At 66.8% G+C, this 19,683-nt stretch carries 23 protein-coding genes; 20 read left to right on the forward strand and 3 right to left on the reverse strand.

All coding sequences use genetic code 11. The features are described 5' to 3' along the window. Window positions 1-53: 53 nt before the first annotated feature. From NFE57_RS12440 to NFE57_RS12460, 5 genes are all read left to right on the forward strand, one after another. The gene (locus tag NFE57_RS12440) at window positions 54-488 is read left to right on the forward strand and encodes a hypothetical protein (protein WP_252135903.1); all 435 of its coding nucleotides are present in this window, start codon (window positions 54-56) and stop codon (window positions 486-488) included. Window positions 489-629: 141 nt separating this feature from the next. Further along, window positions 630-2,825: an excinuclease ABC subunit UvrB gene (uvrB, locus tag NFE57_RS12445; protein WP_252135904.1), complete on the forward strand. Its 2,196-nt coding sequence runs from the start codon at window positions 630-632 to the stop codon at window positions 2,823-2,825. A 48-nt stretch (window positions 2,826-2,873) separates the two neighbouring features. Beyond that, window positions 2,874-3,296: a DUF4357 domain-containing protein gene (locus NFE57_RS12450; protein ID WP_252135905.1), complete on the forward strand. Its 423-nt coding sequence runs from the start codon at window positions 2,874-2,876 to the stop codon at window positions 3,294-3,296. Continuing rightward, window positions 3,293-3,580 (forward strand): type II toxin-antitoxin system RelE/ParE family toxin, encoded by a 288-nt coding sequence (locus tag NFE57_RS12455; protein ID WP_252135906.1) that lies wholly within the window; start codon window positions 3,293-3,295, stop codon window positions 3,578-3,580. Before NFE57_RS12450 ends, NFE57_RS12455 begins: the two co-directional genes overlap by 4 nt. Next, window positions 3,549-3,869, forward strand: coding sequence for a HigA family addiction module antitoxin (locus NFE57_RS12460; RefSeq protein ID WP_252135907.1), 321 nt, complete (start codon window positions 3,549-3,551; stop codon window positions 3,867-3,869). Before NFE57_RS12455 ends, NFE57_RS12460 begins: the two co-directional genes overlap by 32 nt. A 4-nt stretch (window positions 3,870-3,873) precedes the next feature. Here NFE57_RS12460 and NFE57_RS12465 read toward each other — a convergent pair whose 3' ends face one another. Continuing rightward, complete coding sequence (locus tag NFE57_RS12465) at window positions 3,874-4,251, reverse strand: PRC-barrel domain-containing protein (protein ID WP_252135908.1); 378 nt, start codon at window positions 4,249-4,251, stop codon at window positions 3,874-3,876. A gap of 103 nt (window positions 4,252-4,354) precedes the next feature. On the opposite strand from NFE57_RS12465, the gene NFE57_RS12470 reads away from it, so the two are divergent. Then, window positions 4,355-4,882 (forward strand): hypothetical protein, encoded by a 528-nt coding sequence (locus NFE57_RS12470; RefSeq protein ID WP_252135909.1) that lies wholly within the window; start codon window positions 4,355-4,357, stop codon window positions 4,880-4,882. Next, window positions 4,882-5,448, forward strand: a complete 567-nt coding sequence (locus tag NFE57_RS12475; RefSeq protein WP_252135910.1) for a hypothetical protein — start codon at window positions 4,882-4,884, stop codon at window positions 5,446-5,448. Before NFE57_RS12470 ends, NFE57_RS12475 begins: the two co-directional genes overlap by 1 nt. A gap of 559 nt (window positions 5,449-6,007) precedes the next feature. Here the strand turns inward: NFE57_RS12475 and NFE57_RS12480 are convergent. Further along, complete coding sequence (locus NFE57_RS12480; RefSeq protein WP_252135911.1) at window positions 6,008-7,468, reverse strand: flavin-containing monooxygenase; 1,461 nt, start codon at window positions 7,466-7,468, stop codon at window positions 6,008-6,010. Between the two features lie 146 nt (window positions 7,469-7,614). Between NFE57_RS12480 and NFE57_RS12485 the strand changes: the two genes are divergently transcribed. After that, window positions 7,615-9,204 carry an amidase gene (locus tag NFE57_RS12485; protein WP_252135912.1) on the forward strand — a complete coding sequence of 530 codons (1,590 nt, stop codon included), beginning with the start codon at window positions 7,615-7,617 and terminating at the stop codon, window positions 9,202-9,204. A 98-nt stretch (window positions 9,205-9,302) separates the two neighbouring features. Here the strand turns inward: NFE57_RS12485 and NFE57_RS12490 are convergent, their stop codons facing one another. Next, the gene (locus tag NFE57_RS12490) at window positions 9,303-9,764 is read right to left on the reverse strand and encodes a DUF2721 domain-containing protein (RefSeq protein ID WP_252135913.1); all 462 of its coding nucleotides are present in this window, start codon (window positions 9,762-9,764) and stop codon (window positions 9,303-9,305) included. 65 nt (window positions 9,765-9,829) lie between these two features. Between NFE57_RS12490 and NFE57_RS12495 the strand changes: the two genes are divergently transcribed. From NFE57_RS12495 to NFE57_RS12550, 12 genes are all read left to right on the forward strand, one after another. Next, window positions 9,830-10,192: a SpoIIAA family protein gene (locus NFE57_RS12495; RefSeq protein ID WP_252135914.1), complete on the forward strand. Its 363-nt coding sequence runs from the start codon at window positions 9,830-9,832 to the stop codon at window positions 10,190-10,192. A gap of 66 nt (window positions 10,193-10,258) precedes the next feature. Continuing rightward, entirely contained in the window at window positions 10,259-11,380 is a 1,122-nt protein-coding gene (locus NFE57_RS12500) for a GNAT family N-acetyltransferase (protein ID WP_252135915.1), read from the forward strand. Window positions 11,381-11,431: 51 nt separating this feature from the next. Further along, window positions 11,432-12,874, forward strand: coding sequence for a 3-isopropylmalate dehydratase large subunit (gene leuC, locus NFE57_RS12505; RefSeq protein ID WP_252135916.1), 1,443 nt, complete (start codon window positions 11,432-11,434; stop codon window positions 12,872-12,874). Window positions 12,875-13,007: 133 nt separating this feature from the next. Next, window positions 13,008-13,637 (forward strand): 3-isopropylmalate dehydratase small subunit, encoded by a 630-nt coding sequence (gene leuD / locus NFE57_RS12510; protein WP_252135917.1) that lies wholly within the window; start codon window positions 13,008-13,010, stop codon window positions 13,635-13,637. Further along, window positions 13,600-14,601 (forward strand): NADPH:quinone oxidoreductase family protein, encoded by a 1,002-nt coding sequence (locus NFE57_RS12515; RefSeq protein WP_252135918.1) that lies wholly within the window; start codon window positions 13,600-13,602, stop codon window positions 14,599-14,601. The genes leuD and NFE57_RS12515 overlap by 38 nt, the downstream gene beginning before the upstream one ends. 134 nt (window positions 14,602-14,735) lie before the next feature. After that, window positions 14,736-15,059 (forward strand): DUF1476 domain-containing protein, encoded by a 324-nt coding sequence (locus NFE57_RS12520; RefSeq protein WP_252135919.1) that lies wholly within the window; start codon window positions 14,736-14,738, stop codon window positions 15,057-15,059. 4 nt (window positions 15,060-15,063) lie between these two features. Further along, window positions 15,064-15,297 carry a BolA/IbaG family iron-sulfur metabolism protein gene (locus NFE57_RS12525; protein ID WP_252135920.1) on the forward strand — a complete coding sequence of 78 codons (234 nt, stop codon included), beginning with the start codon at window positions 15,064-15,066 and terminating at the stop codon, window positions 15,295-15,297. 13 nt (window positions 15,298-15,310) lie between these two features. Beyond that, window positions 15,311-15,640, forward strand: a complete 330-nt coding sequence (grxD, locus tag NFE57_RS12530; RefSeq protein WP_252135921.1) for a Grx4 family monothiol glutaredoxin — start codon at window positions 15,311-15,313, stop codon at window positions 15,638-15,640. A gap of 408 nt (window positions 15,641-16,048) precedes the next feature. After that, a complete protein-coding gene (locus NFE57_RS12535) occupies window positions 16,049-16,417 on the forward strand; it encodes a BlaI/MecI/CopY family transcriptional regulator (protein ID WP_252135922.1) in 369 nt (122 codons plus the stop codon). Continuing rightward, the gene (locus NFE57_RS12540; protein WP_252135923.1) at window positions 16,414-17,982 is read left to right on the forward strand and encodes a M56 family metallopeptidase; all 1,569 of its coding nucleotides are present in this window, start codon (window positions 16,414-16,416) and stop codon (window positions 17,980-17,982) included. The genes NFE57_RS12535 and NFE57_RS12540 overlap by 4 nt, the downstream gene beginning before the upstream one ends. 105 nt (window positions 17,983-18,087) lie before the next feature. After that, window positions 18,088-18,948 carry an MBL fold metallo-hydrolase gene (locus NFE57_RS12545; protein ID WP_252135924.1) on the forward strand — a complete coding sequence of 287 codons (861 nt, stop codon included), beginning with the start codon at window positions 18,088-18,090 and terminating at the stop codon, window positions 18,946-18,948. Further along, entirely contained in the window at window positions 18,930-19,676 is a 747-nt protein-coding gene (locus NFE57_RS12550; RefSeq protein WP_252135925.1) for a DUF4230 domain-containing protein, read from the forward strand. The genes NFE57_RS12545 and NFE57_RS12550 overlap by 19 nt, the downstream gene beginning before the upstream one ends. Window positions 19,677-19,683 lie beyond the last annotated feature (7 nt).

Here is a 19,683-nt window from a genome sequence, read left to right on the forward strand (position 1 = left end):
CGAACGTGGTAAATATGCCGGTCATGGGGGAAACGGGGGCCGACGCGGGCAGCATGATGCCGCGCTATCAGATCACGCTCGATCGGGCGGGGCTCGCGCTCGCGGCGGGTGGGGTGCTGTACGGCGTGCTCGCGATGCTGCTCGCCGCGCGCGATGGCGGGCCGGGGGCGCTGCTGCTGATCGAGATCCTCGCGATCGCGACGCTGCTCGCGATGCTGGCGATCACCGCCACCTTCGGGCCGTTATGGCTCGCGCTCCACGCCAGCGGCCGGCGCGGCCCCGGCTATGCCGCCGCGTTGGGGGCGATCGTCGCGCTGATGCTGTGGATCGCCGCGGCGCACGATCTGCTCGCGAGCTACGCCTTTGCCGACCAAGGCAGCGCCGCGATCGGCTGGCTGCGCGCGATCGGCGTCGCGCTGATGTTCGCCGCCACCGCCGCCGCGACCGCGCTGGTGATGTGGCGGGTGGCGTATCGGCGGGTGGGGTAAAGTGTTCTTTATTTGTTCGGAGCGGCGCGCTATCAGGCATCGGCAACAGGGTCGGAGAAGAGTGCGGGGGGCGTCAACGTCGTCAATCGAGGTGGCGCGATCCTGATTGGCAGCACTGCATCGGGGTCCCATATCTGCGCCATGGCCATCCAGATCCGTACCAGCCTTGCCGAGCCCGACACCGGCGAGTCCTTCGTTCCGCACCGCCCCAACCGACCCGAGAAAGCGGAAGGCGGCAAGCGGTTCGAGATCGTCAGCGATTACGAGCCCGCGGGCGACCAGCCGACCGCGATCGCCGAGCTGGTCGCGGCGGCGCGGGCCGGCGAGCGCGACCAGGTGCTGCTCGGCGTCACCGGATCGGGCAAGACCTTCACCATGGCCAAGGTGATCGAGGCGCTGCAGCGCCCGGCGCTGATCCTGGCGCCCAACAAGATCCTCGCCGCCCAGCTTTATGGCGAGTTCAAGAGCTTCTTTCCCAACAACGCGGTCGAATATTTCGTCAGCTATTACGATTATTATCAGCCCGAGGCCTATGTGCCGCGATCGGATACGTACATCGAGAAGGAAAGCTCGGTGAACGAGGCGATCGACCGGATGCGGCATGCCGCGACGCGATCGCTGCTCGAACGCGACGACGTCATCATCGTCGCCTCGGTCTCGTGCCTCTACGGCATCGGCTCGGTCGAGACGTACAGCGCGATGATCTTCGATCTCAAGAAAGGGCAGAGCGTCGACCAGCGCGAGATCGTGCGCAAGCTGGTCGCACTGCAATACAAGCGCAACGACGCGGCGTTCGCGCGCGGCAATTTCCGCGTGAAGGGCGACAATCTCGAAATCTTCCCGTCGCATTACGAGGATACCGCGTGGCGCGTCTCGTTCTTCGGCGACGATATCGAGGAGATCGTCGAGTTCGACCCGCTGACGGGGAAGAAGGTCGCGAGCCTCGATTATGTCCGCGTGTTCGCCAATTCGCATTATGTGACGCCGGGCCCGACGCTCAAACAGGCGATGGAGGGCATCCGCCACGAACTGGCCGAGCGGCTGAAGGAGCTTGAGGCCGAGGGCAAATTGCTCGAGCACCAGCGGCTCGAACAGCGTACCAATTTCGACCTCGAAATGATTGCGGCGACAGGAAGTTGTGCGGGAATCGAGAATTATTCGCGCTTTTTGACCGGCCGTCTGCCGGGCGAACCGCCGCCCACGCTGTTCGAATATCTGCCCGAGAACGCGTTGCTGTTCGTCGACGAGAGCCACCAGACGATCGGCCAGATCAACGGCATGTCGCGCGGCGACCACAAGCGCAAGATCACGCTGGCCGAATATGGCTTCCGCCTGCCCTCGGCGATCGACAACCGCCCGCTGCGGTTCAACGAATGGGAGGCGATGCGCCCGCAGACCACCTATGTCTCGGCGACGCCCGGCGGCTGGGAGATGGAGCAGACCGGCGGCGTCTTTTCCGAGCAGGTGATCCGGCCGACGGGGCTGATCGATCCGCCGGTCGAGATCAGGCCGGTCGAGGAGCAGGTGCAGGATCTGATCCAGGAATGCCGCAAGACCGCCGAACTGGGCTATCGCACGCTCGTCACCACGCTCACCAAGCGGATGGCCGAGGATCTGACCGAATATATGCACGAGGCGGGGCTCAAGGTCCGCTACATGCATTCGGATACCGAGACACTCGAAAGAATCGAGCTGATCCGTGACCTTAGGCTTGGTGTCTATGATGTGCTGGTAGGAATCAACCTGTTGCGCGAAGGGCTCGATATTCCCGAATGCGGGCTGGTCGCGATCCTCGACGCGGACAAGGAGGGGTTCCTGCGCTCCGAAACCTCGCTGATCCAGACGATCGGCCGCGCCGCGCGCAACGTCGACGGGCGCGTGATCCTCTATGCCGATCGCATGACCGGCAGCATGGAGCGCGCGCTCAACGAAACCAGCCGCCGCCGCGAGAAGCAGGAGGCGTATAATGCCGCGCACGGCATCACGCCGGCGACAATCCGCAAGAATATCGGTGATATCATCGCGCATGTTGCCTCGAAGGATCAGGTGACGGTGCCGATCGACGAGGATCGGCCGCACATGGTGGGGCACAATCTGCGCGCCTATATCGAGGAACTCGAGAAGAAGATGCGCGCCGCCGCCGCCGATCTCGAATTCGAGGAAGCCGGCCGCCTGCGCGACGAGATCAGGGCGCTCGAAGCCGAAGAACTGGGGCTGCCCGAGGATCAACGCAAGGCGCCGGTGATGGGGCGCAGCAACGAAGGCAAGCCGGGCACGCGCAAGACCCGCTACGGCAAGCAGACCCAGATGCGAATGGGCGGCGGGCGGGGGCGTTGACAGTTTAGTGCTAAACGTACTATCGCTCTTTTCGGACGGAGGGCGAGCATGCAATCGATAGATATAGATTTCGATGTATTCAAAGAACTGACAGCCCGCCGGGCGCACGAAGGCCACACCTACAATGATGTGCTTCGCGAGCTTTTGGGCCTGGCCCGGCGCAAGCCTAATCCGTCTGAAGCGGTATCGTGTGCGTCGAGCCAGGATCGTGAGCGGCGAGGGTTCGCTTTGCGTGGGGGCGAGTTACCGCACGGCACGCAGCTACGAGCGATATACAAGGGCGAGGAATTTCGCGCGATCATAGAAGATGGCGAATGGCTTGACCGAAATCGGAAATCTCAAAGTAGTCCCTCTGCCGCTGCGAAAGACGTTACTGGTACCAATGTAAATGGATTGCGGTTCTGGCACGCAAAACGGCCCAGCGACCGTGAATTTCTTCGTTTAGATATTCTTTTTGCGAAGTTGCGATGATCCGCAGCATCGCCGATCGTGAAACCGAGTGCGTCTGGAGTGGACGTCGCAGCCGCAAGCTGCCGTCCGATATCCAGCAGACCGCGCGCCGCAAGCTGCGCCAGCTCGACAGCATCGAGTGCCTCGACGAGCTTCGCGTTCCGCGCGGCAATCGGCTTGAGCAGTTGAAAGAGATACGGCCTCCACGATATAGTATCCGGATCAACGACCAGTGGCGGATTACGTTCGGCTGGTCGGATGGAGGCGCAGACGATGTCCGGATCGAAGACTATCATCGCGGATGACGACCGGCTGGATAATGTCCATCCGGGCGATGTGCTGCGCGAGGATTTCCTGATCGGTAGCGACATCACGCTCGATGAGGTTGCCGCAGGGGCCGATTTGTCGCGCGATCGGCTGGCCCGGATCGTGGCGAGCCTGGACGACGTCGATGCTGCGGTCGATGCCCGGCTGACGCGCTATTTCGGGATGAGCGAAGGCTTTTTCCTGCGGCTGCAAAATAGCTACGATCTGGAGGAAGTGCGCCTGCGCGACGGTGACGCGCTCGATCGGATCGTGCCGCGCGCCGCCTGACGCGTTACCCCAGCGTCAGATCTTCGCGGTCCACGCCGTAATAGCTTGCGACGCGATCGGCATAGGCCTGGTCGAAGACGGGGGCGTTGTTCGACCAACTGGGGCCGCCTTCGAGGAGGCGGCGGTCGATCGTGACGCGATAGTCGTCGGCGACGGGATCGTAATCGAGCAGGTGGAAGGGCAGGGGGTAGAACGCCTTGCCCATGCCCAGAAAACCGCCGATCGAGAGGATAGCATAAGCCGCGCGGCCGGTGCGTTTGTGGATCATGAAGGCAAGGACGTGGCCGATCCGATCGCCGTCGCGGCTCAGGACCTTCATCACCTCGACCTTGTTCGACTGGATCAGGATCTGGTTTGCGGTCTCGGGGTTGGGGGTCGCCATCTCGGATTCCTTCTTGTGTCGAAGGCGAAACGGCGCGCGCGCGGTGCGGTTCCTCGCGCTGGGCGGTTGAGCGGCGGCCCGGCTTCGCCCATAAGCGGCCATGATGCGTAACATGCTTGCCCTTGCCGCGGTCGCGATCCTCGCCGGCTGTATCCCCGCCTCGCCGCCGCCCGTCGCGCCGGCGCCGCAACCCGCGCCGGCCCCCGCGCCGGTGCCGTCTCCGCCGCCAGTGGCGCCCGCGCCGGCCGGCGACTGGCACGATTGGCCGCTGACGCCGGGCGACTGGCGCTATCGCCAGGATGCGCACGGCAGCGTTGCAACCTTCGGGACGGGGGGCGCCGATGTGGCGTTTGCGCTGCACTGCGACCGCCCTGCGCAACAGATCATCGTCTCGCGTGTCGGAATCGCGCCGACTAGCGGGGCAATGATGATCCGTACCAGCAGCACCGCGCGCGCGCTGGCATCGCAGCCGAGCGGGGCGACGATGGTGAGCACGCTTGCCGCGCGCGATTCGCTGATCGACGCGATGGGTTATAGCCGCGGCCGCTTCATCGTCGAGCAGCCGGGGCTGCCGATTTTGGTGATCCCGGCTTATGCCGAAATCGAGCGCGTGGCCGAGGATTGCCGGTGATGAAGCGCCTGATTGCGGTGGCGATGCTGGCGGGGCTGGGGGCCTGCCAGCAGCACGCGCCGTCGAACACCGAGATGCCGGTGCCCGAGGCGAGCGGCAATTTGCAGGACGCGCACCGCGTGCCTGCCCCCTCGGCCGATGTCGGCTCGGCGGCTTTGCCCGCGCCCGAGCTTGAGGGGGTTGCCGTCGCGGCGGGGCAATGGCGTTTTCAGGTGTCGGCCAAGGGCGATCAGGCGGTGTTCGGCGACGCCGGAGAAGCCTCCGAATTCGCGATGCGGTGCGATCCGGAAACGCGCCGGATGGTGTTCACGCGCGCCGCCTCGGGCGGCACCGGCGCGACGATGCAGATCATTGCCGCCAACGGCGCGGCGACCTTCTACACCGAGCCGGGGCCGGGGGGCCGCACGCAGGCGAGCAACCCGGCGACCGATACCTTCCTTACCGATGTCCTCGCGACCGCGAAGGATCGGATCGGGGTCAGGATCGGGGGCGGGCCGACGCTGGCGATGCCGATCGATCCGGTCATCCGCCAGACCATCCTGCGGTGCGCGGCCCCGATCGGATAGCGCGGCGCGCCGTCGCCGCGGCGCGAAACGCGGATGGTTGCGCAGATGCGCGCGCAAAACAAGACTTGTTTCTGGGGCATCGCTGACTCACATTGGGGGTGTAGCCAGGGCATGGCTGCACAGTGCTTCAACTAGCGAAAGGAGGTGATCCGATGTCTCATGGTTCAGCAATGGGGTCGGTTCAGTTCGTTCGGGAGACGCGCCGCTGATCGCCACCGGGTGTCGCCGGGGGGTATTCTCCCCCAGCCAACGGCAGCACCCACAGGCATAACGGCTCGCATGGTCTCCCGGGCTGGAGCTTCCGGCCGCTGACCATGCGAGAGGCTGTCGGGCACCTCGGGAGAGGGCCCGGCAGCCTCTTTCATTTCTGGAGGACTGTTTCAGTTGCGCTGAACCAGGAGCGGTGCCGGCCCTTCTCCCGACCCTGGATCATCGCGCCCAGTTCGTCCCCGGACTTGATCCGGGGTTGTCGAAGCACCGTTCTTGTTTTCCATACGCAACGGACAAAAGCGGCCCTTCGACAGGCTCAGGGCGAACGGATCATATAAGGCTCGCCGCGCTAGCTGATCTCGTAAGCCTCGGCGTCGAAGCGGCGCATCAATTTGGCGAAGGCCCGGGTGTCGTTGCTCCAGTTATTGGGCATGATGCCGCTGCCGGTCTTGTACCAGCTCTCGCACCCGCCCGCCCAGGCGGTGGTGAGCAGGCGGTTCTGGAGGGCGCTGTTATATGCCTCCTGCGCCGTGCTGCGCACCTCGATGCGGCGCGCCTCGCCGCGCGCGAGCTTGAGGATCGCGGGCAGCGCGTAGCGCATCTGGCGCTCGACCATGAAGATGATCGAATTGTGCCCGAGATTGGTGTTGGGGCCGTAGAGGATGAACAGATTGGGGAAACCCGCGACGGTGGTGCCGCGATAGGCAATGGCGCCGTGCCGCCACACGCGATCGAGCGTGCCGCGTGGTCCGTCGATCACGATCGGTGCGAGGAAACCGTGGCTGGCGAAGCCGGTCGCCCAGACGATGATGTCGAGCGGGATCGTCTCGCCATCGGCCAGTTGCACGCCCTCGCGCGTGATCGCGGCGATCGCGCGCGTGTCGAGATCGACGCGGCGCCGCGTCAACGCGGGGTAATAATCGTCGGAGACCAGCGTGCGCTTGCAGCCGATCGGGAAATCGGGGGCAAGCTTCGCGCGCAGCGCGGCGTCGGGCACCTGCGCCTTGAGGTGATCGTGCGCGAGCGCCTCCATCTCGCGGGCCTTGTCGCCGCCAGGGGCGCCGATCGCGGGCCAGCTTGCCTCGAGCTTGCGCCAGATCAGCCAGCGGAACGCCCGGCGCAGCAGCGGGACGCGCGCGAACAGGCCGCGTAGCCGTGGCGAAAAGCGATGGTCGCCGCGCGGGATGATCCATGGCGGCGAGCGCTGGAACACCGTGAGGTGCGCCACCCTGTCGACGATCCCCGGTACGACCTGGATCGCGCTGGCGCCGGTGCCGATCACGCCGACGCGTTTGCCGGTGAGCGGAAGCGACGCATCCCAGCGCGCGGTGTGGAATTGCGCACCGGCGAAACGCTTGCGACCGGGAATGTCGGGGATATTCGGGTGGTTGAGCTGGCCGGTCGCGACGATCAGGGCCGGCGCGCGCCACGCGCGGCCATCGGCGGCGGTGACGCTCCAGCGATTGTCGGTCTCGTCGAAGCGGGCGTGCGTTACCTCGGTGCCGAGCCGCAGGTGGCGGTCAAGCCCCCGTGCCTTGGCCGTTTGCGTGAAATAGGCGAGGATTTCGGGTTGCGGCGCGAACATCCGCGACCAATGAGGGTTGGGCGCGAAGCTGTAGCTGTAGAGATGGCTCGGCACGTCGCACGCGCAGCCCGGATAGCGATTGTCGCGCCAGGTGCCGCCGACGCCGTCGCCTTTTTCGAGGATCACGAGATCGTCGATCCCGCGTCGTCGCAGCCGCATCGCCGCGAGCAACCCCGACATGCCGGCGCCGATGATGATGACGCGTGTGTCCTGGGGTTCGTGCATCGGGCCAGCCTAGCCTTGCCGGGCGCAAAGGTCACGCCGGGTACGCGCGGCGCCCCTTGTCGCGACGGCGATGGTGCCGCAGGATCGGCGTGCAGGGACTCGCGGCACGACGGATGCCGCAACGGGGGTGCGCCACGGAGGGGATTATGCGGTGTCTGCTGGCATCACTGGCATTGGCGGTCGCTGTTCCGGCGATGGCGCAACAGGCGCCGCGAATCGAAGAGGCCTCGATCGAGCAACTGCACGCGATGATGGCGCAGGGCAGTTCGAGCGAGGCGATCACGCGTGCCTATCTCGCGCGGATCGCGGCGATGGACCGCGCCGGGCCGACGCTGCGATCGGTGATCGCGCTCAACCCCGAGGCGATCGCGCAGGCGCAGGCGAGCGACGCGCGGCGCACGGCGGGCACCCCGCTTGGCCCGCTCGATGGCGTGCCGATCCTGATCAAGGACAATATCGAGACCCGCGATCCGATGCCGACGACGGCGGGCAGCCTCGCGCTCAAGGACAATGTCACCCGCCGCGATGCGCCGGTGGTGGCGCGGCTGCGTGCGGGCGGCGCGGTGATCCTCGGCAAGACCAATCTGTCGGAATGGGCGAACATCCGGTCGACGAATGCGATGAGCGGGTGGAGCGCGATCGGCGGGCTGGTGCGCAATCCCTACGCGCTCGATCGCACCGCGTGCGGCTCGTCGAGCGGCTCGGGGGCGGCGGTGGCGGCGAGCTTCGCGGCGGCGGCGCTGGGCACCGAGACCGACGGATCGGTGGTGTGCCCCGCCTCGATCAACGGGCTGGTCGGGTTGAAGCCGACGATCGGGCTGGTCAGCCGCACGCATATCGTGCCGATCAGCCACAGCCAGGATATCGCCGGGCCGATGGCCAGGTCGGTGCGCGACACCGCGATCCTGTTCACCGCGATGATCGGCAGCGATCCGGCCGATCCGACGACGAAGGACGCCGATGCGCACCGCAGGGATTATGCGGCGGGCCTGTCCGATACCGCGCTTAAGGGCGTACGGATCGGGGTGCGCCGCCCCGAGGGGATGCCGCCGCACCTGAGCGCGGCGTATGATCGCGCGCTTGCGGTGTTGAAGGCCGAGGGCGCGGTGCTGGTCGAGGTGGCCGAACCCAGGCTCGATGGACTGGGCGAGGCCGAGTTCACGGTGTTCAAGACCGAGTTGAAGGCCGATCTGAACACGTATCTGGCGACCACGCCGCCCGCGGTCACCGCGCGGACGCTCGCCGATCTGATCGCGTTCAACCAAGCCCATGCCGATACCGAGATGCCGTTCTTCGCGCAGGAGATTTTCGAGCAGGCACAGGCCACCAAGGGGCTAGATGACGCCGCGTACAAGGCCGCGCGGGCGACGTCGCTGCGGCTGGCGGGCGCCGAGGGGATCGATGCGATGCTCAAGGCGGCGGATGTGCAGATATTGGTCGAGCCCACCTACGCGCAGGCATGGCTCAGCGACCCGATCTACGGCGATCAATATAACGGGCCGAGCGCGTCGACGCTGCCGGCCGTGGCGGGCTATCCGCACCTGACCGTGCCGATGGGGCTGGCCGATGGGTTGCCCGTGGGGCTGTCGTTCATCGGCCCGGCGTATAGCGAGGCGCTGCTGCTCAGCGCGGGCTATGATTACGAACAGGCGAGCCACGCGCGGGTTCCGCCCCGCTATCTGCCGACCGCCGATGTCGGGGCGGGGCTAGAGGGCGCGGGGCGCCCTGGATTCTAGGCTGCGGCATCGGCCCTCTCCCCCGTCCCATCTCCCATGACATTATACTGATTGGGAGGTGGGGCGGGGGAGAGGGCCGGTGCCGCTCTCGCATCAAATTACGACAAGCGCCGGCCGAGGATATCGTTGCGCACATAGGTGGCGCGCAGCGACAGGCGGACCTCGACGAGGAACATGATGAGCCCCGACACCAGCAGCAGCATCGCCATGATGAACATCACCCCCACCACGGTGCCGATGTGGAGATGCGCCAGCTCGCCGACGAACAGCAAGGCGACCACCGAACAGGTCGCGATCGCGCTCGACACGCACAGGAACAGGGCGGTGTTGATGACCTTCATTCGCCAATCGAGCAGCCGCAATTCCCAGCCATGGTGAACGCGGTCCTCGCTGTTCAGAACGGGCTGAAGCCGCTCGAGCGCGCGCGCCCGATCGACCACGCGCGCGAGTCGCGCGACGAGCACGTTGAGGATCGCGCCGATGCCCGCGAGCATGAACACGGGGCTGAGCGAGAGCTGGATCGTCTGGGCGATCGTGGTGACGGCGGGGAACATTTCCATGGGTTCGCGCATGATGCGTGGAAACGCGCCGGATGCAACCCGGCGTGTAGGCAGGAACCCTCATCATGATCGATTATCGCACCGATCCCACCGACGGCGTCGTCGAATTCACGATCGACGGCCCGATTACCAAACCGGAATACGACCGCGTCGTCGCCGAGATCGATGGTGCGATCGCGCGGTTCGGCAAATTGCGCCTGATCGAGATCGTCAAGGACATCGGCGCGATCGACAGTTCGATCTGGTGGCCCGATCTCAAATGGGCGGCGAAACATCTCAACCATATCGCACGCTGCGCGGTGGTGACCGACAAGGGCTGGATCGGCGCGATCACGCGCGCCGCCGCCGCGGTGCTGGCGGCCGAGATCCGCGTCTTCGCGCTCGCCGATGTCGCCGAGGCGCGTGCCTGGGTACGCGAACGGCCCTAGGCACGCGACAAAACGGGCGTGTCATCCATCTTCTGGTAACCGTGGCGCTGCTAGAGCCGGCGCTGGATGACCGATTCCATGCCGCTCGATGCTTTCACCCGCCTGCCTGCGACGTCGCGGGCGATGACGCTCGACGGCCTGTCGGGGCTGATCGATACCGTCGCGGCCGAGGCCGCCGAATCGCACCGCTTCCTGCGCTTCCAATGGTTTGCCGCGGCGCTGGCTGCTTATGGCGGCGCGGCGCGCACGATCGTGGTCGAGCGCGAGGGCGATCCGGTGATCGCGCTGCCGATGATCGCGACCGGGCCGCGCTGGCTGGGTATGGCGAGCGTGCCGGGCAGCTATTGGCCGTTCCGCAGCTTTCCGATGAGCATCACCGCCGAGCCCGAACAGGTCGCGCTGCTGCTCGCCGAATTGCGGCGGCAGGTCCGCGTGCTCCGGATCGGCCCGGTGTGCGACGGCGATCCGGGGCTGGAGGCGATGATCGCGGCGGCGCGGGACCGGGGCTGGGTGGTGCTCGATCGCTTCGTTGCCGACAGCTATGTGCTCGATATGGCGGGCGGCAAGGCGGCGGGCACCTGGCCGCGCAGTTCGACGCTCAAGAAGAACCGCTTCCACGAAAAGCATCTGGCGACGCATGGCGCGCTCGACTGGCATTATGCGAGCGGCGATGCGTTGCCCGCCGCATTCGATGCCTATGCGGCGGTCGAGGAAAAAAGCTGGATCGCCGATCATGACGATGGCGGGCGCGATGCCAAATTCACCGCGACCGGGCACGGCGCCTTCTGGCGCGCGGCGGTGGCGGACCCGGTGCTTGCCGGGATGCTGTCGGGATCGCTGCTGACGATCGACGGGGCGCCGGTATCGTTCGCGTTCGACGTCGATGTCGGCCCGCTGCGCTATGCGATCGCCAACAGCTATGACCAGACGTTCGCCAAGCATTCGCCGGGGCGCGTGCTTGATTATCGCAGCCTGTTGCGCGGGCTCGATCGGGGAATCGCGCTGGTCGATTGGGGCGCGGGCGACAGCGGCTACAAGCGCGCGATCGGCGCCGAACGCGCACAGGCGATCCGCGACTGGCTGTTCATCCGCCCCGGCGTGTCGGCGGCGGCGGCGCGACTGCTCGCGGGGCGCTGGCGGCGATCGGGCAACGCGGGGCCGGCGCGCGATTTCTCGTCACAGGCGTAACAATATTCCTCCAAGGGTTGCGTGTGCGAACGTATCGGTTAATGCGCTCGCATGGCCAGCCAACCTCTGACTCTCTACGAGAAGATATGGAACGCGCACGTCGTCGAACGGCGCGATGATGGAACCTGCCTGATCTATATCGATCGCCACCTCGTCCATGAAGTGACGAGCCCGCAGGCGTTCGAGGGATTGCGGGCGAGCGGTCGCAAGGTGCGCCGCCCCGATCTGACGCTCGCGGTGCCCGATCATAACCTGCCGACCACCGCGCGGGTCGATGCGCACGGCAAGCGCCTGCCGATCGCCGATCGCGAAAGCGCGAACCAATTGGCCGCGCTCGAGCGCAATACCGCCGAATTCGGCATCGACTATATCGACGCGATCGCGCCCGAGCAGGGCATCGTCCATGTCGTCGGGCCCGAACTGGGCTTCACGCTGCCGGGCACCACGCTGGTGTGCGGCGACAGCCACACCTCGGCGCACGGGGCGCTGGGAGCGCTTGCGTTCGGGATCGGCACGAGCGAGGTCGAGCATGTGCTCGCGACGCAGACGTTGTTGCTGAGCCAGGCCAAGACGATGGAAGTCCGGGTTGAGGGCAGCCTCGGCTTCGGCGTCAGCGCCAAGGACGTGATCCTCGCGATCATCGGCAAGATCGGCGCGTCGGGCGGGACCGGCCATGTCATCGAATATACCGGCGGCGTGATCCGCGCGCTGTCGATCGAGGGACGGCTGACCATCGCCAATATGTCGATCGAGGGTGGCGCGCGCGCCGGGCTGATCGCGCCCGACGAGGCCACGTTCGCCTATCTGAAGGGCCGTCCGATGGCGCCTGTCGGTGCGGAATGGGACAAAGCGGTCGCGTGGTGGAAGACGCTGCCGAGCGATGCCGGCGCGGTCTATGACAAGAGCGTGCGGCTCAATGCCACCGACATTGCTCCCTCGCTGACCTGGGGCACCAGCCCCGAGGACGTGGTGGCGATTACCGATGTCGTCCCCGATCCCGAGAGCTTTGCCGACGCCTCGAAGCGCGCGGCGGCGCAGAAGTCGCTCGATTATATGGGGCTGGCGCCGGGGACGCGGATGCAGGATGTCGACGTGCAGCACGTCTTCATCGGCAGTTGCACCAACAGCCGGATCGAGGATCTGCGCGCGGCCGCCTCGGTCGCCAACGGGCGCCGCGTCGCCGATGGCGTGCGCGCGATGGTCGTCCCCGGCTCGGGGCTGGTCAAGCGCCAGGCCGAGAAGGAAGGGCTCGATCGCATTTTCGTCGCGGCGGGCTTCGAATGGCGCGAGCCGGGATGCTCGATGTGTCTGGCGATGAACCCCGACAAGGTGCCGCCGGGCGAACGCTGCGCTTCCACTTCGAATCGCAATTTCGTAGGACGGCAGGGGCCAGGCGCGCGCACGCACCTGCTGTCGCCCGCGATGGCGGCTGCGGCCGCGGTGACGGGGAAGCTGTCCGACGTCCGTGATCTGATGACGAACGACAGCCAGTAAAGGGGGTGGTCGCGATGAAGAAAGCACTAGCCTTGTTGATTGCCGGGGCGATCCTGAGCGGGGTCGCCGCTTATGCCGCGAGCGCGGCCGATCCGACCTATGGGGAGCCCGCCACCGCGGTGGCGCCGCGCTGATGGAGCCCGTTGTTCAGGTTTCGGGCGGTGCCTATCCGTGGGGCGCGAAGAACGTCGATACCGACGTCATCATCCCGGCGCATTGGCTCAAGACGATCACGCGCGCCGGGCTGGGCAAGGGCGCGTTCGAGACGGTGCGCGCCGAGCCCGGCAACATTTTCGACGATCCGCGCCATGCCGGCAGCCCGATCCTGATCGCGGGCGACAATTTCGGCTGCGGGTCGAGCCGCGAACATGCCGCCTGGGCGCTTGCCGACATGGGGATCAAGGCGGTGATCGCGCCGAGCTTCTCCGACATCTTTTCGGGCAATGCGTTCAAGAACGGCATCGTCACCGTGGTGCTGCCGCAGGCGGCGATCGATCGGCTGATCGAGGTGGCGCGCGACCAGCCGATCGCGATCGACCTCGAGACGATGACGGTGACCACCCCGTTCCAGGATCGCTTCACCTTTGACCTCGATCCCTTCCGCCGCCAGTGCCTGATGCAGGGGCTGGACGAGATCGGCCTGACGCTGGCACAAGATACCGCGATTTCTAAATACGAATCCGGGCTCAACGCGAGTCGGCCCTGGATCGCGAAAAGGAGCGGATATGCGAGCGTTGCTGTCGAGGGCGCCGGGCGGACCTGAAACTCTGGAATTGAGTGAGGTCGCCGATCCTGTCGCGGCTGAAGGGCAGGTTGTCGTCGCTGTCCGCGCGTGTGCGATCAACTATCCCGACGTGCTCGTCATCGAGGATAAATACCAGTTCCGGCCCGAACGCCCGTTCGCGCCCGGCGGCGAGATCGCGGGGGTGATCGAGCAGGTCGGCGCGGGCGTCGACGGCTGGCAGGTGGGCGACCGCGTGATCGCGGTGATCGGCAACGGCGGGCTCGCCGAGAAGGTCGCGGTCGATGCGGCGCGGCTCTATGCGCTTCCCGAAGGGCGCGATTTCGCCGAGGGCGCGGCGTTGCTGCTGACCTATGCGACGACGATCCATGCGCTGGTCGATCGTGGGCGGCTTGCGCGCGGGCAGACGCTGCTCGTGCTGGGCGCCGCGGGCGGGGTAGGGCTCGCCGCGGTCGAACTCGGCAAGGCCTTTGGCGCGCGCGTGATCGCGGCGGCCTCGTCCGAGGAGAAAGCGGCAGCGGCGCGCGCGGCGGGCGCCGACGACGCGATCGTCTATCCCTATGCGCCGTTCGACAAGGCGCAGTCGAAGGCGCTGGCCGAGCGCTTCAAGGCGGCGGTGGGGCCGCAGGGGGCCGATGTGATCTACGATCCGGTCGGCGGCGATTATGCCGAGCCCGCGTTGCGCGCGATCGGCTGGGAAGGGCGCTATCTGGTGGTCGGCTTTCCGGCGGGCATCCCGAGGCTGCCGCTCAACCTCACCCTGCTCAAGAGCTGCGATGTGTGCGGCGTGTTCTGGGGGGCGTTCGCGGCGCGCGATCCGGCCGCCAATCAGGCCCATGTCGCGCAATTGTTCGATCTGTGGCGGGAGGGCCGGATCGCCCCGCGCGTTACCGAGACCTTCGCGCTCGCCGACGGCGGCAGGGCGATCGCGCAAATGGCCGCGCGCAAGGCGATCGGCAAGCTGGTGGTGACGATCGGCGCTTGAGCCCGCGCGGGCTCCATCCGGGGGCCGCGCGCGAAATCTTCGGTCGGGATGACGACGGTGCGTCTGGCCCGTTGCGCGGGTGCCTCCGCCCTCCTATCTCGATGCCATTGTTTGTCGCCGCAAGGGAGCCGCACATGACCACCTTCGACGATCGCCAGCGTGCGTTCGAAGCGAAATTCAGCCGGGACGAGGAAATGGCGTTCCGTGTGATCGCCCGTCGCAACAAGCTTGTCGGCCAATGGGCGGCCGAGAAGATGAAGCTGACGCCCGAAGAGACCGAGGCCTATGCCCGCGCCGTCGTCCATGCCGATTTCGAGGAAGCGGGCGACGAGGATGTCGTGCGCAAGGTCGTGGGCGATCTTACCGCGGCGGGAATCGAGATCGACGATTCGACGGTGCGCACGGTGATCGGCGAAAAGAAGGTCGAAGCGCGCCGCCAGCTCATGGCGGAGTCGTGATCGCATGGCGATGCAGGCCGATGAGATCGAGGCGCTGATCCGGAACGCGTTCCCCAACGCACAGATCGAGATTACCGACCTTGCCGGCGACGGCGATCATTATGCCGCGCGCGTGGTGTGCGAGAGTTTCCGGGGCCAGTCGCGGGTGATGCAACAGCGCGCGGTCTATGCCGCGCTCGGCGGGCGCATGGGCGGCGAGCTTCATGCGCTCCAGCTGACCACCGCGCTGCCCGATTGAAGGAGTGATGACGATGACCGACGATGTGAATGCCCGGATCGACGAGAAGGTGAAAGCGAGCGAGGTGCTGCTGTTCATGAAAGGCAGCCCGCTTTTCCCGCAATGCGGCTTTTCGAGCCGCGCGGTGTCGATTCTCCAGCATCTCGGCGTCGAATTCGACAGCGTCGACGTGCTCCAGGATCAGGGTATCCGCCAGGGCATCAAGGCCTATTCGGATTGGCCCACGATCCCGCAGCTTTATGTGCACGGCGAATTCGTCGGCGGTTCGGACATCATGATGGAGATGTACGAATCGGGCGAACTGGCCACGCTGCTCAAGGCCGAGGCCGGCACCGAGGGCTGAACCCGACGCGGGCCTCGTCGCCCCACCCATCGTAAAATCGCATAGGCGCAGCGCCCGGCGACGTGGCGCTGCGCCTATGCGTGCGAGTCGAGCGCGGGTGCCGTGCGGGATGGTGGAGGCCGGGTCGGGTGGGCCGGTGCGAGATCGGAAAGCAACCAGCCCACCCTGCTGAAGCGTTGGAACGCTCGGCGTGCTTGTGACGATGCAGCCCGCGTGCCAATTGTGCATGGCCCGGCATTTCTGCGCGATATCACGGTTAATCGCGCTGAGGGCGTCGCCGAACTGTAAGGCCAGCCGACACTTTGAGCGCCGCTTTTCGGCACCATGTTCCGCGATGGAATGCTGACATTCGATATTGACTACAGGCGTAATCGGTGCGATTACACGTGTAGTCAAAGGAGAGTGCCCGTGGCCGAGCGGATCAGCGATGCCGAACATGCCGTGATGGAGGTGTTGTGGGACGAAAGCCCGCTCACCGCGCAGGATGTCGCCGAGCGGATCGCGCCCGACCGCGACTGGAGCGCCAACACCGTCAAGACGCTGCTCGGGCGGCTGCTCGCCAAGCAGGCGATCGGGCATGAAGCCGATGGCCGCCGCTATCTCTATCGCCCTTTGATCGCGCGTGAGCGCTATGTCGCGGGTGAATCGCGGCGGCTGATGGATCGGCTGTTCGGTGGCCGGCTGGCGCCGCTGGTTGCGCACCTTGCCGAGCGCGATGCGCTGACCGACGACGACATCGCCGAGATCGAGGCGCTGCTCAGGGAACTCAAGCAGTGAGCGCGGGGCCGCTGATCGCGTGGGGCGTCGAGACGCTGATCGCCACCACGCTGCTGATGCTGCTCGTGCTTGCGTTGCGCGGGCCCGTGCGGCGCCAGTTCGGATCGCCGGTCGCTTATGCCTTGTGGGCGCTGCCCGCGCTGCGGCTGTTGCTGCCGCCCTTGCCGTCGGACTGGCGCGCGGCGGCGGTCGCCCCGATCGCGCAGGCGAGCGAGACGATCACCGTGCTCGTGGTCCAGCCGCTCGGGCTCGATGCCGGGGCGCCGGGCGCTGCGTCGGTGCCGGTGGGGCTGATCCTGCTGGCGTTGTGGGGCGCGGGCGCGGCGGGCTTCTTCGGCTGGCATTTCGTCGCGCACACGCTGTTCTGTCGCCGGATGCTCGCGGGGCGGGTGCGCGAATCGATCGCGGCCGACGGTATCCGCGTCGTCGAGACCGACGCGGCGACCGGGCCGCTCGCCTTCGGGGTGCTGCGCAAATATATCGCGTTCCCGCGTGATTTCGCCGAGCGGTACGACGCGGACGAACGCGATCTCGCGCTGGCGCACGAGCGTGGCCACCACGCGCGCGGCGATCTGATCGCCAATTGGGCGGCGCTGTTCGTGCTGGCGGTCCACTGGTTCAATCCGATCGCCTGGCGCGCTTTCCGTGCCTTTCGCGCCGATCAGGAAATGGCAAACGACGCGCGCGTGCTGGCGGGCAAGAGCGCGACCTTCCGCCACGTTTATGCCTGCGCGATCGTCAAGGCTGCGCATGGCGGCGCGGTCTCGGCGGCATGCCATCTGCACACGATCAACGATCTGAAGGGGAGACTGAAGATGCTGTCGACCAGAAAGACCTCGCGCGCGCGGCTCGCCGGCGGGATCGCGGCGGTGGCGATCGTCACCATGGCCGGGCTTGGCGTCACCGCCTCGGGCACGCAGGCCGCCGAGACGCTGCGCACCCGGGTGAGCAAGACGATCGGCGTCGATCTGCCGCAGAGCGGCGCCTTGTGGGCGATCGCGCCGCTCAGCGCGGTCTCGGGCGGGGTGCAGGATCCGCCGCCGCCACCCCCGCCGCCGGTCGAGGCCGTGCCCGCGGCGCCGGCGAGCGTGCCCGCGCCTCCGGTGCCCCCAGCGGCGCCCAAGACCTGGACGTGGACCGCCGAGGACAGCACCGCCGCCGACGGCCAGCGCGTGGTGAAGCGCATCAAGGTCATCAAGGACGGCCAGGTCGTCACCGAGAATGTGATCGGTGACATTCCCGAGGTCAGTTCACGCAATTGCACCGTCACCGACAAGGGCGATGATCTTGTCATCAACGACAATTCGGGCGCGCGACCTCGGATCATCATCTGCACCGATCGGATCGCGAAGGTGAGCGCGGATGCCGCCAAGGTGGCGGCGAACAGCGCGCGGATCGAACGCGATGCCTATCGCTCGGCGCTCGATGGGCTGCGCAAGGCGCGCAGCAGCATGGCGAGCAACGCGCAATTATCGGCCGAGGCGCGCAGCGAGGCACTGGCCGCGATGGACGAGTCGATCCGCGACCTCCAGCACGATCTTGATACGGCCGGTACCGACAACTGAACGATCACGGGGAGGAGCGAGGCCGGTACACGCGGCAGCGTGGCCGGCCCCTGCGGGATGCCACCACCCTTGCCAAGGCCGTCTGCAACCGCCATCTCGATAGGTATGGACGTCCCCCCGACCGGCGAACGCATCGCGCTCGACCCCTTGGTGGCGCGGGTGCTGGCGCCCAATTCGTCACCCTACACCTATACCGGCACCCAGACGCATCTGGTGGGCACGCGCGATCTGGCGGTGATCGATCCGGGCCCCGACGATCCCGCGCATCTTGACGCGCTGCTCCGCGCGATCGACGGCCGACCGGTGACCGCGATCCTGGTCACCCACACGCATCGCGACCACAGCCCGCTCGCGCGCGCCTTGAAGGACGCGACCGGCGCGCCGGTCGTCGGCTGCGCGCCGCTCGCGCTCAATGATCTCGGGCCACGCGCCGATGTCGCGTTCGATCCCGATTATGCGCCCGATCGCGTGCTGGCCGATGGCGACCGCGTCGAGGGCGAGGGCTGGACCTTGGTCGCGGTGGCGACGCCGGGGCACACTTCGAACCACCTCGCGTTCGCGTTGCCCGAAATCGGCGCCTTGTTCTCGGGCGATCATGTGATGGGCTGGTCGACCACGGTCGTCTCGCCGCCCGATGGCGATATGGCGGCGTATATGGCCAGCCTGATGAAGCTTCAGCAGCGCGACGACCGCATCTATTATCCGGGGCACGGCGAGGCGATCGAGAATCCGCGCCGCTTCGTGCGCGGGCTGATCGGCCATCGCAAGCAACGCGAGGGCCAGATTCTGCGGCTGATCGGGCGCGACGGCGTGCATGACGTGCGCACCATGGTCGAGCGGATGTATAGCGGGATCGATCCGCGGCTGTTCGTCGCTGCCGAGCATTCGGTGCGCGCGCACCTGATCGACCTGCGCGATCGCGGGCTGCTGATCGAGGAGGGCGAGACATGGCGGATGGCGGCGTAAGCGAGACACCGGTTATCGCCGAGACGCCGCGTCGCGCGGGTATCGGTGGTTTCCTCGTCAAGTTCGCGGGCGCGATCGCGATCCTGATCGTGGTCGCGTTCGGGCTGATGTGGGCGGCGCAATCCTATGTCGGCAAGAAGCTGTCGCCCAACCCGGTGACGATCGCCAACGCGAGCCTGCAGGGCTTGCAGGAGCAGAACCGGCTGTCCGCCTTCGCGGCGCGCTATGTCGCGGTGGTGACGTCGAAACAGACGCGGCTGGGGCTGACCGCGGAAAAGACGATGATCATGCCGGGCATGGTCCGTTACGAGGTCGATCTCGGCAAATTGAGCCAGCGCGACGTGACGTGGGATGCCGGCACCAACACGCTCGGCGTGCGGCTGCCGGCGGTCGAGGTCGATCAGCCGCAGATCGATCTGGCGGCGATCCGCCAATATGGCAGCGGCGGCGTGCTGATGACGCTGACCAGCGCCGAGGCCGATCTCGATGCCGCCAACCGCCAGCAGGGGCAGGCCGAACTGCTGCGTCAGGCGCGCGCGCCGACGATGATCAGGATCGCGCGCGATGCGACGCGCAGTGCCGTCGAACGCAGCTTCGCGATGCCGCTGCGCGCCGCCGGGATCGACGCCACCGTCAAGGTGACGTTCGCCGACGAGGGCAGCACCGAGCGCTGGGATGCGTCGCGATCGTTGCAGGAAGTGCTGGGCGAGGATCGCGCCAAGCGGTGAGAGTTTC

Origin of the sequence: Hephaestia sp. MAHUQ-44 (assembly GCF_023806085.1) — a bacterium.
GTDB lineage: Bacteria > Pseudomonadota > Alphaproteobacteria > Sphingomonadales > Sphingomonadaceae > Sphingomonas.